Source organism: Streptomyces sp. NBC_01176 (assembly GCF_045039825.1).
Classification (GTDB): domain Bacteria; phylum Actinomycetota; class Actinomycetes; order Streptomycetales; family Streptomycetaceae; genus Streptomyces.
The window spans coordinates 6,739,192-6,752,923 of the sequence record NZ_CP108600.1; the positions used below are offsets into that span (position 1 = coordinate 6,739,192).

Here is a 13,732-nt window from a genome sequence, read left to right on the forward strand (position 1 = left end):
CTACGCCTCCTTGGCGAACAGCGTGCGCCCCCACCAGTCGTCCTTGTCGCGGACGCCGGGCGGGACGGCGAAGACCGCCGAACTCACGTGCTGGATGTACTCGTTGAGCGCGTCGGAGTGCGAGAGCCGACGCTGCACGGGGATGAACCCCTTGCGCACGTCCCGCTGGTACGCGAGGAAGAACAGCCCCGCCTCCAGCCGGCCCAGACCGTCGGTGCCGTCCGTGAAGGAGTAGCCGCGGCGCAGCAGGGTGATCCCGTCGTTGGACTCGGGATGCGCGAGCCGGACGTGCGCATCCGGCTTCATCGCCTTCAGGAACGGCTCGTCGCGCTCCTTGGCCTTGCCGGCCGGCGCGCCCTCGCCCTTGTCCCGGCCGAACACGTCCTCCTGCTCCTGCAGCGAGGTACGGTCCCAGGTCTCGATGTTCATCCGGATACGGCGCGCCACGAGGTACGAGCCACCGGTCATCCAGGCCGCGCCGTCGCCCTCGCCGACCCACACGAACTTCTTCAGCCGCTCCGGCTCGGTGCCCGCGATGTTGCGGGTGCCGTCCTTGAAGCCCATCAGGTTGCGGGGGGTCTGCGCGTCCGGCGTCGTCGACGAGGTCTTGCCGAAGCCGAGCTGCGACCAGCGGATGGCGACCTTGCCGAAACCGATCCGGGCCAGGTTGCGGATCGCGTGCACCGCGACCTGCGGGTCGTCAGCGCACGCCTGGATGCACAGGTCGCCGTTGCTGCGCGCCCCTTCCAGGTTGTCGCCCGGGAACGTCGGCAGGTCGACGAGTGCCTCCGGGCGCTGCCGCGCCAGGCCGAACTTCTCGAAGAGCGACGGCCCGAAGCCGATGGTGAGGGTGAGCCGGGACGGCTTGAGGCCCAGCGCCTCACCGGTGTCGTCCGGCGGCGCCTCGGCCAGGCCGCCGTAGGCGCCCTCGCCGACCGTGTGGCCGCCGGTCATGCGGCGGGCGGCCGCCGTCCAGTCCTTCAGCATCTGGACGAACTCGGCACGGTCGTCGGTCTTCACGTCGAACGCGGCGAAGTGCAGCCGGTCCTGGACCGGCGTGCCGATGCCCGCCTGATGGGTTCCGTGGAAGGCGACGGAGGCGCCGGTCTCGGCGCCCGCCGGGTCCACGTCGTTGCCGATACGGGTCATCGCCACCGCGCCGCCCGCCGCGGCGGCACCGAGCGCGAGCCCGGCACCGCCCCAGCCGATCAGCGAACGCCGCGACGGTGTGGGCCCGTCGGTGGATTCCGTGCTGTCCGTCGTCATGATCGCCTCGCCTACTTGACCACGGCCGCGGCGAGCTTGGAGAGCGGCTCGGCGAGCGCGTTGACCGCGTCCGAGAGCTCCTTGCGCTGGTCCTTGGTGACCTTGTCGTACGACACGAAGCCGTTCTGCGCCTTCGCCTGCGGATCGTTCGAGCGGTACTTGTCGAGCACCGTGTTCAGCGCCGCGAACTGCTTGTCGAGCTCGGTGGTCAGCGCCTTGTCGTTCTCCTGCGCGACCGGCTTGAGCAGCTCGTACGACTTCTGCGCGCCGTCGACGTTGCCCTTGAAGTCACTGAGGTCGGTGTGCGAGTAGCGGTCCTCCTCGCCGGTGACCTTGCCGGTGGCGACCTCGTCGAGCAGCTCCTTGGCGCCGTTGGCCATGGAGGTCGGGGTGATCTCGGCCTTGCCGACCCGCTTCTGCCAGTCCTTCAGGTCGGTGACCAGCTGGTCGGCGAGGGTCTTCTGCTCGGCGCCGATCTTCTTGTCCGCCCAGAGGGACTTCTCCAGCGCGTGCCAGCCCGTCCACTTCTGGCCCTTCTCCAGGCCGTCGGCGCGCGTGTCGGTCTTGGGGTCGATGTCGCCGAAGGACTCGGCGATCGGCTCGGTGCTCTCCCAGCCCACCCGCGAGGGGGCGAAGGCCTCCTTGGCGGCCTCGATGTTCCCGGCCTTGACGGCGTCGGCGAACGTCTGCACCTTCGGGATCGTCGCGTCGGCCTGCTCCTGCGCGTACTCGCGGTAGGCGGCGACGGCCTTGTCCAGGCGCGGGTCGCGCTGGGCGACCTTGCCGCCGGTGACCGCGAGCTTCTGGCGGACGCCGAGGCCCTTCATGCCGGGGCGGCAGGCGATCTCGTAGGTGCCGGCCTTGACCTCGGCGGTCAGCGTGTACTTGGTGCCCGGACCGATGTTCTCCTTCTCGGAGACGATCCGGTCGTCCGGGAAGAGGATCTCGACCTCGGTGGCCTGCGAGCCCTTGTTCTCTATCTTCAGCGTGACCTGGCCCGCCGGGACCGACTTCGCCGACGTGGTGCACTTCGAGTCGGCGGCGGTCACCTGGATCGCGTCGCCGTCCCCGGCTTCACTCTTCTCGGTGCAGCCCGTGACGGCGGCCAGAGCAGCCGCGGTGGCGGCGGCGGTGACAACTGAGAGTCGGACGGCTCGCATTCAGGCTCCAGGAGAACGAGGGGACGAACGGCACGGAAGGAACCGCGCTCGTATGGTGAGGCTGGCCTAACTTACCTGAGGCATACCTGAGTGCTACCCGCCCGTCCAGTGATTCAGCTCTCACGGTCGGCACACGGGCACGGCTTGATCACGGTGGCTCAAAGCAGACGCCACCGCGAGGTCAAGGAATGGTCAAGGGTCGCGGCGGGGGGCCACCAGGACGGCGCCGGTCCGCGGGTGTGCGAGCACTTCGACCGGCTGGCGGTAGACGTCACTCAGCAACTCGCCGGTGAACACCTCGGCCGGCGGACCGTCGGCCGCGACACGGCCGGCGCTCAGCACCGCGACCCGGTGCGCGTACGCGGCGGCGAGTCCGAGATCGTGCAGGACCACGACCACCGCGTCCCCGGCGCGTGCTCTTTCCCGGCAGACCCGCAGCACCAACTCCTGGTGCCGGAGGTCGAGGGCGGCGGTCGGCTCGTCGAGCAGCAGCAGAGGAGCGTGCTGGGCGAGCACCCGGGCGAACGCCACCCGGGCCCGCTCACCGCCGCTGAGCGCGGAGAAGGGCCGGGCGGCGAACTCCGCGACCTCGGTGGCCGCCATGGCCCCGGCGACGGCCGCCTCGTCGTCCGTCCCGGCGGCGCCCGCCCAGGGCGCGCGACCCATCCGTACGACCTCCTCGACCGTGAAGGGGAAGGAGAGCGCCGTGGACTGGGGGAGCACGGCCCGGCGCAGGGCGAGTTCGGGTGCCGTCCAGTCCGCCGCCGGGCGCCCGTGGACCCGTACGACCCCCGCGCCGGCGCGCAGGTCGGCGGCGAGGGCGGCGAGCAGCGTCGACTTCCCCGCCCCGTTGGGGCCGACCAGCGCGAGGACCTCGCCCGCGCGGGCGGTGACGTCCACACCGCGCAGCACCTCCCGGGCGCCGAGGCGGACATGGAGCCTCTCGGCCTCGGCGAGCACGTCCCCGGCGGCGGCCGGGGCGGGCGGCGCGAGGCGCGCCGTATGCGGGAACCTCATGCCCAACCCCCTTGTCCGCGGCGGGTCCTGCGCAACAGCCAGAAGAAGAACGGGCTGCCGAGCAGGGCGGTGAGCACCCCGAGCGGAAGTTCGGCGGGCCGGGCGATCGTCCGGGCCGCGAGGTCGGCGCCCAGCAGTACCACCGCGCCGCCCAGGGCGCTGCCCGGGATCAGGAACCGGTGCCCCGGTCCCGCCGCCATCCGCAGCAGGTGCGGTACGACGAGCCCGACGAAGGCGACGATCCCGGACACGCTCACGGCCGCGGCGGTGAGCAGTGCGACGACCAGCACCAGGACGATCCGCAGCCGTTCCACGTCCACCCCCAGGTGCCGGGCCGGGCGTTCACCCAGCGCCAGCAGGTCCAGCCGGCGCGCGTACAGCGGTGCCGCGGCCAGTCCGGCCACCGCGCACGGCAGGACGGCCAGCACCTTCGGCCAGGTGGCCTGGGCGAGCGAGCCGAGCTGCCAGAGGGTGATCTGGCTGACGGCCGCGGAGTCCGCGAAGAAGAGGAAGAGCCCGATCAGCGCCCCCGTGAACGCGTTCACGGCGATGCCGGTGAGGATCAGCGTGACGACCTCCGTCCGGCCGCCCGAGCGCGACATCCCGTAGACGAGGAGCGCGGTGGCCAGACCCGTGACGAAGGCGACGACCGGGACCGTCCAGGTGCCGAGGAAGGACAGGCCGAGCGCGATCGAGGCGACCGCGCCGACGGCCGCGCCCGAGGAGACGCCGATGATCCCGGGCTCGGCCAGCGGATTGCCGAACACGCCCTGCATCAGGGCGCCCGCGCAGCCCAGCGAGGCGCCGATGAGCAGCGCGAGCACGATCCGCGGGAAGCGGACGTTCCACAGGACCGACTCGGGTACCCGGTCGAGCGCGGTGCCGCCGAGGCCCGTCCGGTGGGCGACGGAGGACAGGACGTCGCCGGTGGGGATCGGGTAGGCGCCGAGCCCGGCGGCGACGGGCACCAGGACGAGTAGGGTGAGCAGGAGCCCGGCGGTCAGGAGCGTGGCGGCAGCGCGGGGCTTCGTCCGTACGGGCCTACCGACCGCCTCCGCCCGCTCCACGGCGGTCACTTGGCGTCCCCGTACAACTGCGTCACCAGGGACTTCAGCACCTGGTCGGTCCGCGGCCCGTAGTTGAGCAGCACCCCGTCCTCGACCGACACGACCCGGCGCGCCATCCCGGCGGGGGTCTGCGCGACGCCGGGGATCCTCACGAGCCCGTCGACGCCGCCCACCGACTCCAGTCCCTTCGTCATGACCAGGATCGCGTCGGGTGCGGCCTTCGCCAGTGCCTCGGTGGTGATGGCGGTGAAGTCCTTCCGCAGCCCCGAGTCGGCCCCGGCGTCGACCGCCCCCGCGGCCTGGAGCAGCGAGCCGGCGCCGGAGTCCTCGCCGCCGATGAGATAGACGGAGGCGGAGCCGCGCAGGTAGAGGAACGCGACCCGGGGCCTGTCCGCGTGCGCGGGAACCGCCGTGCGCACGGCCTCGATCCGCTGCTCCGAGCGCGCGGTGAGCCGCTCGCCCGCGGCCGGTACGCCGAGCGCGGTGGCCACCGCCCCGATCCGCGGGCCCACGTCGCCGAGGCCCTTGGCCGGGTCGACGACGAGGACGGGGACGCCCGCGTCGCGGATCTGTTCCACGGCCTCGGCGGGCCCGGTCGTGGTCTCGGCCAGCACGAGGTCCGGTTCGAGGGAGAGCACGCTCTCGGCGGAGACGTCGTGGCCCCGGGTGACCACCGGAAGCCGCTTCGCCTGCGCGAAGGTGGCGGTGATGTCGCGGGCGGCGACCCGGTCGCCGAGGCCCAGCGTGAAGACGATCTCGCTGAGGCTGCCGGAGAGCGGGACGGATGTGACCAGCGGCGGCACGACGCGCAACGACGTACCGCTCGCCGACGTCACCGTGACCCGTGACCTGGCGTCCATGACGACCAGGCTGACGCAGGAGGCGGCGACCGTCCTCGGCAGCGCGAGCTACGCCGGCGCGGAGGGCGATCCGCTGAGCGTGGTGCAGAAGACCACGCCGTCGCCGACCCCGTCCGCCTCGGCGTCGCCGAGTTCACCCCCGTCCCCGTCGCCGACCGTCTCCGCCTCCGGCTCCGCCTCTCCGTCCGCCCCGGCTTCGGCATCCGCGTCGGCATCCGCGTCGGCATCCGCGTCGGCATCCGCGTCGGCATCCGCCTCGCAGGAGGCGTCCGCCTCGCCCTCGCAGAGCGCCGCCACGAAGGGCGAGATCGCCGACGGCACGCTCGGCTGGGGAGTGAAGCAGTCCTTCCGCGCCTACGTCGTGGGCGGCGCCGCCCAGGGCAGGATCACCGCGTCCGGCGGCGCGGTTCAGGCCGGCGGCAACGGCGCCTTCACCTTCCCGGACGCCACCGGCACCTACGACACCGACGCCGGGACCCTCTCCGCCGCCTTCGAGGGCGCGGTGAACTTCAAGGGCCACGAGAGCGGCGGCGCCTACGGTCTGGACCTCACCCTCAGCGACCTCAGGGCGAAGCTGGACGGCGGCTCCGGCGAACTGACCGCCGACGTCGACAGCCTCGGGGAGAAGTCCGACGACGTGGTCCTCGCCGACCTCGGGGCCGCGTCCGGCGCCCTGGCCGTGAAGGACGACGTGATCACGCTCGACGACGTCACGGCCACCCTGACCGAGGCGGGGGCGAAGGCGTTCGGCGGGTTCTACCCGGCCGGCACCGAGCTGGACCCGGTGGACCTGTCGGTCGCCGTGCACGAGGACGCCCAACTCCCGCACGGGGACGGCGGATCGGGCACGGGCGGCTCGGACGGCTCGGGTTCCGCGGGCGGTTCGGGCACCACGGGCACCACCGGCGGCGCGGGCACGACGGGGTCCACGACCGGCGGCGTCGGCGGGGCGCTGGCCTCCACCGGCTCCGACGTACCGGTCGGCGCGCTCGGCGCGGCGGCCGCGGTGACGGCCGCCGCGGGCGCGGGAGTCGTCGTCGCGGTGCGCAGGCGGCGCGCGCTGGGCTGACGCTCGCCGCCGGGATCCGGGCCGGGGTCCGGGCGGGAGCGCGCGGCCGATGTCGGGATTGACGTCGGCCGCGCGGCGGTCGTGACCGTCCGGCGGGTCCGGGCCGGAGGCGATCGTGGTTCCTGTGATGTTTCAATGCCCGCGTGACTGATTACGACGTGCTGCGGGTGTTCTGCGGACCCGACGGCGGATACGGCAACGAACTCGGTGTCGTGCGTGAGGGCTCGGTGCTGCCGGACCCCGACGACCGTCAGGCCCTCGCGGCCAAACTGGGTTTCAGCGAGACCGTCTTCGTCGACGACCCCGAGCGCGGGGTCGTCGACATCTACACCCCGACCCTGCGGCTGCCCTTCGCCGGGCATCCGTGCGTCGGGGTGGGATGGCTGCTCGACGTGCCCGAACTGGTCACACCCGCCGGAGTGGCGGGAGTCCGGCTGGACGGCGAGTTCAGCTGGATCGAGGCGCGGCCCGAGTGGGCGCCGCCCCGCACCCTGCGCCAGTACGCGTCGGCGGCCGAGGTGGACGCCCTTCCCGTTCCGCCGAAGGGCGAGTGGATCTACGCCTGGGCCTGGGAGGACGAATCCGCGGGACGGGTGCGCGCCCGCGCCTTCCCCGGCCGCGACGACGGCATCGAGGAGGACGAGGCGACCGGGGCGGCGGCCCTCCTGCTGACGGCCCGGCTCGGCCGCGCGCTCAACATCGTCCAGGGCAGGGGCTCCCAGATCCTCACGGCGCCGCAGCCGGAGGGATGGGTGGAGATCGGCGGCCGGGTGTTCCTGGAACGCTGAGACGACCCGGCGGGCGGACCCGCGCGCGAGGGTCAGGCGCTCAGCCGGAACTCCTCGTCCAGCGCCCCGAACACCGCCGTGTTCAGCGCGAACGCCCGCCTGCACTCCGCGATGATCCGCTGCCGCTCCAGGTCGTCCGCCGGGAGCGCGTCCAGGAGTTCGCGGTAACCGCGCTTGAACGCGGCCGGGTTGGCGATGTCCTCGAAGACGTAGAAGCGGACTCCGTCGCCCTTCCGGGCGAAGCCCCAGGTGCGTTCGGCCCTGTCGCGGATGATCTGGCCGCCGGAGAGGTCGCCGAGGTAACGGGTGTAGTGGTGGGCGACGTACCCGCCCGGCCACGCGCGGGCGCATTCCGCGACACGCGCCGCGTAGGCCTCGGTGGCCGGGAGCGCGGTGAGCGTCGAGCGCCAGCCGGCGCCCCGCAGATGCGTGAGGTCCCGCTCCAGGGCCGCGCGGCGCAGCAGCGCGGGCTGGATGAAGGGCCCGGCGACCGGATCGGCGGCCAGTGTCCCGGCGTCCGCCTCCAGGGCCTCGTACACGAACCACAGCTGCTCGGTGTAGCGCGCGTACGCGTCGACGCCGAGCCTTCCGCCGAGCAGGTCACTCATGAACGTCGAGGTCTCCGCCTCCACGTGCTGCTCGTGCGAGGCGGTGCGGATGAGCGCCGAGAAAGGGTCCATGGGATCTCCGGGGCCGAGGGAACGAGAGCCATTCAGATTTTGTATGGTTAGCCTTACCTAAGTCAACGGGTTGTTGACTCCCTGTCGGTAAAGTTTCCGACACGCTGTCGGTAAAACCGTACCCCGGATCCGGGTCGAGGCCACAGGTGAGGCCCGTGGGGGCGCGCACGCGAAAGCCCGCCCCGTCCGGCAGGACGGGGCGGGCTTCGGCGGAGGACGTACGGGCGGGCGGGCTACGGCAGCGTCAGGATCTCCGCGCCGGTCTCCGTCACGACCAGGGTGTGCTCGAACTGGGCCGTCCGCCGGCGGTCCTTCGTCACGACCGTCCAGCCGTCGTCCCACAGGTCGTACTCGTGCGTGCCGAGCGTGAGCATCGGCTCGATCGTGAAGGTCATTCCGGGCTGGATGACGGTCGTGGCGTGCGGGCTGTCGTAGTGCGGGACGATCAGTCCGGAGTGGAACGAGGAGTTGATCCCGTGCCCCGTGAAGTCCCGCACGACCCCGTATCCGAAGCGCTTGGCGTACGACTCGATGACCCGCCCGATGATGTTGATCTGGCGGCCGGGCTTGACGGCCCTGATCGCGCGGTCGAGGGACTCCCGGGTCCGCTCGACCAGCAGCCTCGACTCCTCGTCCACGTCGCCGACCAGGTACGTCGCGTTGTTGTCGCCGTGCACCCCGCCGATGTACGCGGTCACGTCGAGGTTGATGATGTCGCCGTCCCGCAGGACCGTGGAGTCGGGGATGCCGTGGCAGATGACCTCGTTGAGGGAGGTGCACAGCGACTTGGGGAAACCGCGGTAGCCGAGGGTGGAGGGGTAGGCGCCGTGATCGCACATGTACGCGTGCGCGACGCGGTCCAGCTCGTCCGTGGTGACACCGGGCGCGATCAGCTTGGCGGCCTCCGCCATCGCCTGCGCGGCGATCCGGCCGGCGATCCGCATCGCCTCGATCGTCTCGGCGTTCTGCACCTCCGGACCGGTGTACGGCGTCGGGGCGGGCTTGCCCACATACTCGGGACGCCTGATGTTTCCCGGGACGGGACGGGTGGGAGAGAGCTCTCCTGGTACGAGCAGCGACTGGCCAGACATGCCAGCGAGTCTAACCAGCGGGCATGGGGGCACTATGTCCGTGGCGAAAGGAGCAGGTCATGGCCCTCTTCAAGAAGCGGACCGTCGGGAAACCCGGCGAGTGGTACTACTGCCTCGTCCACCAGAAGGTCGAGGAGGGGCCGGACTGCCCTGCCAAGGACCGTTTCGGCCCGTACACCACCCGTGCGGAGGCCGAACACGCCATGGAGACCGCCCAGGAACGCAACCTGGAGTGGGAGACGGACCCCAAGTGGCACGACGCCCAGGCCCAGAAGCCGGACGACGACTGACCCCTGGTCCGGCCTCGTCGCCGGGCGCGGCCCCACCGGCGGGGCGACCGTTCAGGACGTCGCCCGCGCGCGCCGGGCCGGCGACCGCCCGGACGGGGACGCGGCAGTCCGGTCGCCCCCGGACCGGCGCCATCCTCCCGGTCCGGCGTCACGGCCCCGGTCCGGCGTCACCGTCCCGGTCCGGCGTCACGGTCCCGGTCCGGCGTCACGGTCCCGGTCCGGCGTCACGGTCCCGGTCCGGCGTCCCCGGGTCGACCCCCGCGCCCCGGCCATCGTCGAGCGGGTCAGGCAGGGGGCCGTCCCGGACCCCTGCCACGGCATCGGCGGTCGCAGGGGCCGGCCACCGGAGGCGGCCCCTGCGACAGGCCGTACCGGAGCGGACGACCGTCACGGATGCGGGTGGGAGGACAGCGCGCGGCCTCGCGCGGAGCGCATCCGTACGGCGTGCTCGTTCGTCCGCACGTCGTACTTCATCAGCCCCGGCAGGCACAGCCCCAGCAGCCCCACCGCTGCCACACAGATCACACCCCCCGCCCAGATCGATGTCCGCACACTCGTCCACGCGGCCGTCCCACCGGCTCTCACCTGGCCCAGCTGTGGTCCGACGGAGTACGACAGCAGCTCGATCCCGGCCAGCCGACCGCGCAGCTCGTCCGGGATCGTCTGGTCCCACATCGCGCCCCGGAAGATCCCGCTGACCATGTCGAAGCTCCCGGCGAGGGCGAGGAACAGCAGCACCGTCCCCACGTCGTGGACCGCGCCCGCCCCCACCATGGCCAGCCCCCAGCAGGCCGCCGCGAGGGCCACCATCCGTCCGTGCCGGTGGACACGGGAGGTCCACCCGCTGGTGAGCGTCACCAGCAGCGCCCCGGCGGGCAGCGCCGCGTACATCAACCCCAGCGACCACTCGGCGTCGAGCTCGTCCGCGAGGAACGGCAGCACGGCGAGCGGCATCGCGAAGAACATCGCCGCCAGGTCGATCGCGTAGGTGCCGAGGAGTTCCTTGCGGCTCCACGCGTACCGCGCGCCCTCCGCGATCGACTTCAGCGACGGCTTCGCGGCCTCGTGCGCGGCCGGTGACGCCCCGAGCCCGAGGACCAGGGCCACCGAGACCACGAAGGTCGCCAGATCGACGGCGTACGCCCAGCCGAGTCCGGCGTACGCCACCACGACCCCCGCGAGCGCGGGCCCCGCGACCCCGCCGACCGACCAGCGCAGCGAGTTCAGGGAGGCCGCGGCCGGCAGGTGCTCGTGCGCGACGATCCGCGGCACGAGCGAGTCCAGCGCGGGCCGCTGCACCGCCCCGAGAGCGGAGGAGAGCGCGGCGACCGCGTACAGCGGCCACACCGCGGGAGTCGGCATCAGCGCGTTGACCAGCAGCCCCGCGCACAGCAGCCCCTGTCCGGCCTCCGTGCGCACGATCAGCTTCCGCTTGTCCAGGGCGTCGGCCAGCGCCCCGCCGTACAGTCCGAACACGATCAGCGGGACGAGTTCCACGGCGCCGCGCCCACGGCGACCACGGAGCCGGTCAGCACCTTCATCTGCACCGGCAGCGCGACCAGGGTCAGCGAGCTGCCGAAGTGGGTGATCAGCCCGGACAGCCACAGCCGCCGGAAGTCCGCGGAGGCCCACCAGGGCGCGAGATCGGGGAGCAGCGACCGTGCACGCGAGGCCCGTGCGTCAGGTGAGGCGTGCGCGTCCCGCGGGTCGCGCGCGTCGGGGGAGGAGTCGTCCGGGGGCGGTCCGACCCGGGTCGGCGGAGCGGGGGGTGCGGGGGCTTCTTCGGTCACGTGGGCTCATGGTGAACGGCCGCCTCCCCGAGCGGCAACCGCTTTTCCGCGCGGACGAAGGCCCGTACGCGAACAGGGCCCGGCGGGTCGGCGCGAGGGCGCGCGGGAGCCGTCTACCACCGTGCCGCGGGCGGGGCCGTCAGCTGGTCCGCGAGCCGGGAGAGCCGGTCGCGCAGCCGGCGGCGCCCCCGCTGCGAGGGAAGGGTGTTCTCCCCGGCCGCCGCGCTGACGAGGTGCTGGACGGTGTCGAGGTCGAGCTCGTGCTCCGGCGGCACGGTCAGGGCCTCGTGCGCCATCGCCCCCAGCTCCCGGTCGCCGACGTCGAGCGCGAGCACGGTCGCCCCGGCCCGCCGGGCGTCGTGCACCCGCTCCAGGAGCGACGCCCCGGGAGCGGACGGCGCCACCACGAGCAGGGTCTCCCCACGGCGCGCGGCCTCGATGCGGCCGAGGCCCACGGCGAGGTGGGCCGGGTCCGAGGCCCGCGCGCCGTGCCGCACCAGCGTCGGTGACAGCTCCGGCGTGCCCGACCAGGCGGCCTCGTCCACCAGGTGCGCGGCCAGGTGCCACGGCTCGTACTCCGCCGTGCCCACGAGCAGCAACCCACCCCCGTACGACACCACGGACCCCCGCAGGGCCCCCGCGAACCGCCGGGTGGCCCCCGGCCACTCCGTCCCGGCCAGGACCTCGCGCAGCAACACGACGCGTACGGCATCCATGCGTACGCATCCTGCCGCAACCGACGACTCGTCAGGCGGAGTTCACCATGAATTCGCCCAAGTGGGGCAGAGCCCGCCCATGACCGAACCGAACACAGCGACCAGCGTCCCCTTCCGCGCGGGGACCGAGGGACGGGCGAGTTTCCGGATCCCCGCCCTCGTCGTCACCCGCGCGGGCACCCTGCTCGCCTTCTGCGAGGGCAGGGTCGACTCCGCCCAGGACCACGGCCGCGTCGCCGTCGTCCTGAAACGGTCGACGGACGGCGGCCGCACCTGGGGCGCGCTGCAGGCCGTGGCCGTGAACGGGAACGACCTCGCGGGCAATCCGGCCCCCGTCGTCCTCGACACCGGCCGCATCCTGCTCGTGCACGTCCGTGCCGCGGCCACCGCCACCGAGGACGCCATCCTGCGCGGCAGGGTGAGCGCCGCCGACGGCCGTCGCGTGTGGGTGCAGTACAGCGACGACGACGGCCTCACCTGGTCCGCGCCACGGGAGATCACCCCGCAGGTGAAGACAACGGGATGGCGGTGGTACGCGACCACGCCGGGGCACGCGATCCAGCTCACCACCGGCCGCGTGGTCGTGCCCGGCAACCACACCCTGCCGCCCACCGGCACCGACAACGGCACGGAGGGCCGGTACAACAGCGGCCACTGCCTCCTCAGCGACGACCGCGGCGCGAACTGGTACCTCGGCTACCTCGACGAGAACACCGACGGATACGTCAACGCGAACGAGACGACGGCCGCCGAACTCCCCGACGGGCGCGTCTACTTCAACACCCGCAACGACTCCCCGTCGCCGGGCTGCCGAGCCGACGCCCACTCGGCGGACGGCGGGCGGACCCTGCTGAAACCCTTCCGCCCGCAGGCGGGGCTCGTCACCCCGGTGGTCCAGGGCAGCGTCCTCCAGATCCGCGATCCCGACCTGCTCCTGTACGCGGGCCCCGCCGACCCCGCCGCCCGCGCCCTGATGACGCTCCGTGCCTCCGCCGACGGCGGCACCACCTGGCGGCCCGTGCACACGGTCGACGGACTGCCCGCCGCGTACTGCGATCTGGTCCGCGTCGACCCGGAGACCGTCGGACTCCTCTACGAGACCGGCGACTTCGGCCCGTACGAGACGATCACCTTCCGGCGTGTCCCGGTGACCGCCCTCACCTGAGCACCCACAGCCCCCGAGGCGGGATCCGCGCACGTAAGGTCGGCCCATGACCTCTACTGACAGTGCACAGAAGGCCCCCGCCAAGGACCCCTGGGACCTGCCGGACGTGTCCGGGCTCGTCGTGGGCGTGCTCGGCGGCACCGGTCCCCAGGGCAAGGGCCTGGCCTACCGGCTCGCCAGGGCCGGCCAGAAGGTGATCATCGGTTCGCGTGCCGCGGAGCGGGCGCAGGCCGCCGCCGGGGAACTGGGACACGGTGTCGAGGGCGCCGACAACGCCGAGTGCGCCCGGCGCAGCGACCTCGTGATCGTCGCCGTGCCGTGGGACGGCCACGGCAAGACCCTGGAAGCCCTGCGCGAGGAACTGGCGGGCAAGCTCGTCGTCGACTGCGTCAACCCGCTCGGCTTCGACAAGAAGGGCGCCTACGCCCTGAAGCCGGAGGAGGGCAGCGCCGCCGAGCAGGCCGCGGCCCTGCTGCCGGACTCGCGGGTCACGGCCGCCTTCCACCACCTCTCCGCGGTGCTCCTCCAGGACCCGGAGATCGAGGAGATCGACACCGATGTGATGGTCCTCGGCGAGGAGCGCGCGGACGTCGAGCTCGTACAGGCGCTCGCCGGGCGCATCCCCGGCATGCGCGGAGTCTTCGCGGGCCGGCTGCGCAACGCCCACCAGGTCGAGTCGCTGGTCGCGAACCTGATCTCGGTGAACCGGCGCTACAAGGCCCACGCGGGCCTGCGGGTGACGGACGTATAGCGGTCGCACGGGCCCGGGCGGG

The 13,732-nt window shown here is 72.9% G+C and carries 13 protein-coding genes and 1 pseudogene; 5 read left to right on the forward strand and 9 right to left on the reverse strand.

Translation table 11 applies throughout. The features are described 5' to 3' along the window. The 5 genes from efeB to OG199_RS29165 all read right to left on the reverse strand — a co-directional run bounded on the left by efeB (position 1) and on the right by OG199_RS29165 (position 5,370). Positions 1-1,266 (reverse strand): iron uptake transporter deferrochelatase/peroxidase subunit, encoded by a 1,266-nt coding sequence (gene efeB / locus OG199_RS29145; protein WP_405831981.1) that lies wholly within the window; start codon positions 1,264-1,266, stop codon positions 1-3. Between the two features lie 11 nt (positions 1,267-1,277). Continuing rightward, positions 1,278-2,426 (reverse strand): iron uptake system protein EfeO, encoded by a 1,149-nt coding sequence (gene efeO / locus OG199_RS29150; protein ID WP_356806875.1) that lies wholly within the window; start codon positions 2,424-2,426, stop codon positions 1,278-1,280. Positions 2,427-2,618: 192 nt separating this feature from the next. After that, positions 2,619-3,443, reverse strand: a complete 825-nt coding sequence (locus OG199_RS29155) for a heme ABC transporter ATP-binding protein (protein WP_405831983.1) — start codon at positions 3,441-3,443, stop codon at positions 2,619-2,621. Then, positions 3,440-4,447 (reverse strand): FecCD family ABC transporter permease, encoded by a 1,008-nt coding sequence (locus OG199_RS29160; protein ID WP_405834710.1) that lies wholly within the window; start codon positions 4,445-4,447, stop codon positions 3,440-3,442. The genes OG199_RS29155 and OG199_RS29160 overlap by 4 nt, the downstream gene beginning before the upstream one ends. 68 nt (positions 4,448-4,515) lie before the next feature. Next, positions 4,516-5,370 carry a hemin ABC transporter substrate-binding protein gene (locus tag OG199_RS29165; protein WP_405831984.1) on the reverse strand — a complete coding sequence of 285 codons (855 nt, stop codon included), beginning with the start codon at positions 5,368-5,370 and terminating at the stop codon, positions 4,516-4,518. Between OG199_RS29165 and OG199_RS29170 the strand changes: the two genes are divergently transcribed. Both OG199_RS29170 and OG199_RS29175 read left to right on the forward strand, forming a co-directional pair. Then, complete coding sequence (locus OG199_RS29170; RefSeq protein ID WP_405831986.1) at positions 5,369-6,439, forward strand: HtaA domain-containing protein; 1,071 nt, start codon at positions 5,369-5,371, stop codon at positions 6,437-6,439. The two genes, OG199_RS29165 and OG199_RS29170, sit on opposite strands and share 2 nt — an antisense overlap. A 143-nt stretch (positions 6,440-6,582) precedes the next feature. After that, positions 6,583-7,227 carry a PhzF family phenazine biosynthesis protein gene (locus tag OG199_RS29175; protein ID WP_402171083.1) on the forward strand — a complete coding sequence of 215 codons (645 nt, stop codon included), beginning with the start codon at positions 6,583-6,585 and terminating at the stop codon, positions 7,225-7,227. Positions 7,228-7,259: 32 nt separating this feature from the next. On the opposite strand, the gene OG199_RS29180 is transcribed toward OG199_RS29175, so the two are convergent. Next, positions 7,260-7,907: a heme oxygenase (biliverdin-producing) gene (locus OG199_RS29180; RefSeq protein ID WP_405831989.1), complete on the reverse strand. Its 648-nt coding sequence runs from the start codon at positions 7,905-7,907 to the stop codon at positions 7,260-7,262. 233 nt (positions 7,908-8,140) lie between these two features. Further along, positions 8,141-8,998, reverse strand: coding sequence for a type I methionyl aminopeptidase (gene map / locus OG199_RS29185; RefSeq protein ID WP_266698800.1), 858 nt, complete (start codon positions 8,996-8,998; stop codon positions 8,141-8,143). A 59-nt stretch (positions 8,999-9,057) separates the two neighbouring features. On the opposite strand from map, the gene OG199_RS29190 reads away from it, so the two are divergent. Further along, positions 9,058-9,288: a hypothetical protein gene (locus tag OG199_RS29190; RefSeq protein WP_356800846.1), complete on the forward strand. Its 231-nt coding sequence runs from the start codon at positions 9,058-9,060 to the stop codon at positions 9,286-9,288. A gap of 387 nt (positions 9,289-9,675) precedes the next feature. Here the strand turns inward: OG199_RS29190 and OG199_RS29195 are convergent. Further along, positions 9,676-11,078: pseudogene (locus OG199_RS29195) on the reverse strand (MFS transporter). Positions 11,079-11,191: 113 nt separating this feature from the next. Further along, positions 11,192-11,794 (reverse strand): hypothetical protein, encoded by a 603-nt coding sequence (locus OG199_RS29200; RefSeq protein WP_405831992.1) that lies wholly within the window; start codon positions 11,792-11,794, stop codon positions 11,192-11,194. 79 nt (positions 11,795-11,873) lie between these two features. On the opposite strand from OG199_RS29200, the gene OG199_RS29205 reads away from it, so the two are divergent. Further along, positions 11,874-12,959, forward strand: coding sequence for an exo-alpha-sialidase (locus tag OG199_RS29205; protein WP_405831994.1), 1,086 nt, complete (start codon positions 11,874-11,876; stop codon positions 12,957-12,959). Positions 12,960-13,005: 46 nt separating this feature from the next. Continuing rightward, a complete protein-coding gene (gene npdG / locus OG199_RS29210) occupies positions 13,006-13,710 on the forward strand; it encodes an NADPH-dependent F420 reductase (protein WP_401798824.1) in 705 nt (234 codons plus the stop codon). Positions 13,711-13,732: the final 22 nt, after the last annotated feature.

Bases quoted from the DNA above. Each gene is read 5' to 3' on its own strand.
- efeB (WP_405831981.1), bottom strand. From the start codon at position 1,266: ATGACGACGGACAGCACGGAATCCACCGACGGGCCCACACCGTCGCGG.
- efeO (WP_356806875.1), bottom strand. From the start codon at position 2,426: ATGCGAGCCGTCCGACTCTCAGTTGTCACCGCCGCCGCCACCGCGGCT.
- OG199_RS29155 (WP_405831983.1), bottom strand. From the start codon at position 3,443: ATGAGGTTCCCGCATACGGCGCGCCTCGCGCCGCCCGCCCCGGCCGCC.
- OG199_RS29170 (WP_405831986.1), top strand. From the start codon at position 5,369: ATGACGACCAGGCTGACGCAGGAGGCGGCGACCGTCCTCGGCAGCGCG.
- OG199_RS29165 (WP_405831984.1), bottom strand. From the start codon at position 5,370: ATGGACGCCAGGTCACGGGTCACGGTGACGTCGGCGAGCGGTACGTCG.
- OG199_RS29180 (WP_405831989.1), bottom strand. From the start codon at position 7,907: ATGGACCCTTTCTCGGCGCTCATCCGCACCGCCTCGCACGAGCAGCAC.
- map (WP_266698800.1), bottom strand. From the start codon at position 8,998: ATGTCTGGCCAGTCGCTGCTCGTACCAGGAGAGCTCTCTCCCACCCGT.
- OG199_RS29190 (WP_356800846.1), top strand. From the start codon at position 9,058: ATGGCCCTCTTCAAGAAGCGGACCGTCGGGAAACCCGGCGAGTGGTAC.
- OG199_RS29200 (WP_405831992.1), bottom strand. From the start codon at position 11,794: ATGGATGCCGTACGCGTCGTGTTGCTGCGCGAGGTCCTGGCCGGGACG.
- OG199_RS29205 (WP_405831994.1), top strand. From the start codon at position 11,874: ATGACCGAACCGAACACAGCGACCAGCGTCCCCTTCCGCGCGGGGACC.
- npdG (WP_401798824.1), top strand. From the start codon at position 13,006: ATGACCTCTACTGACAGTGCACAGAAGGCCCCCGCCAAGGACCCCTGG.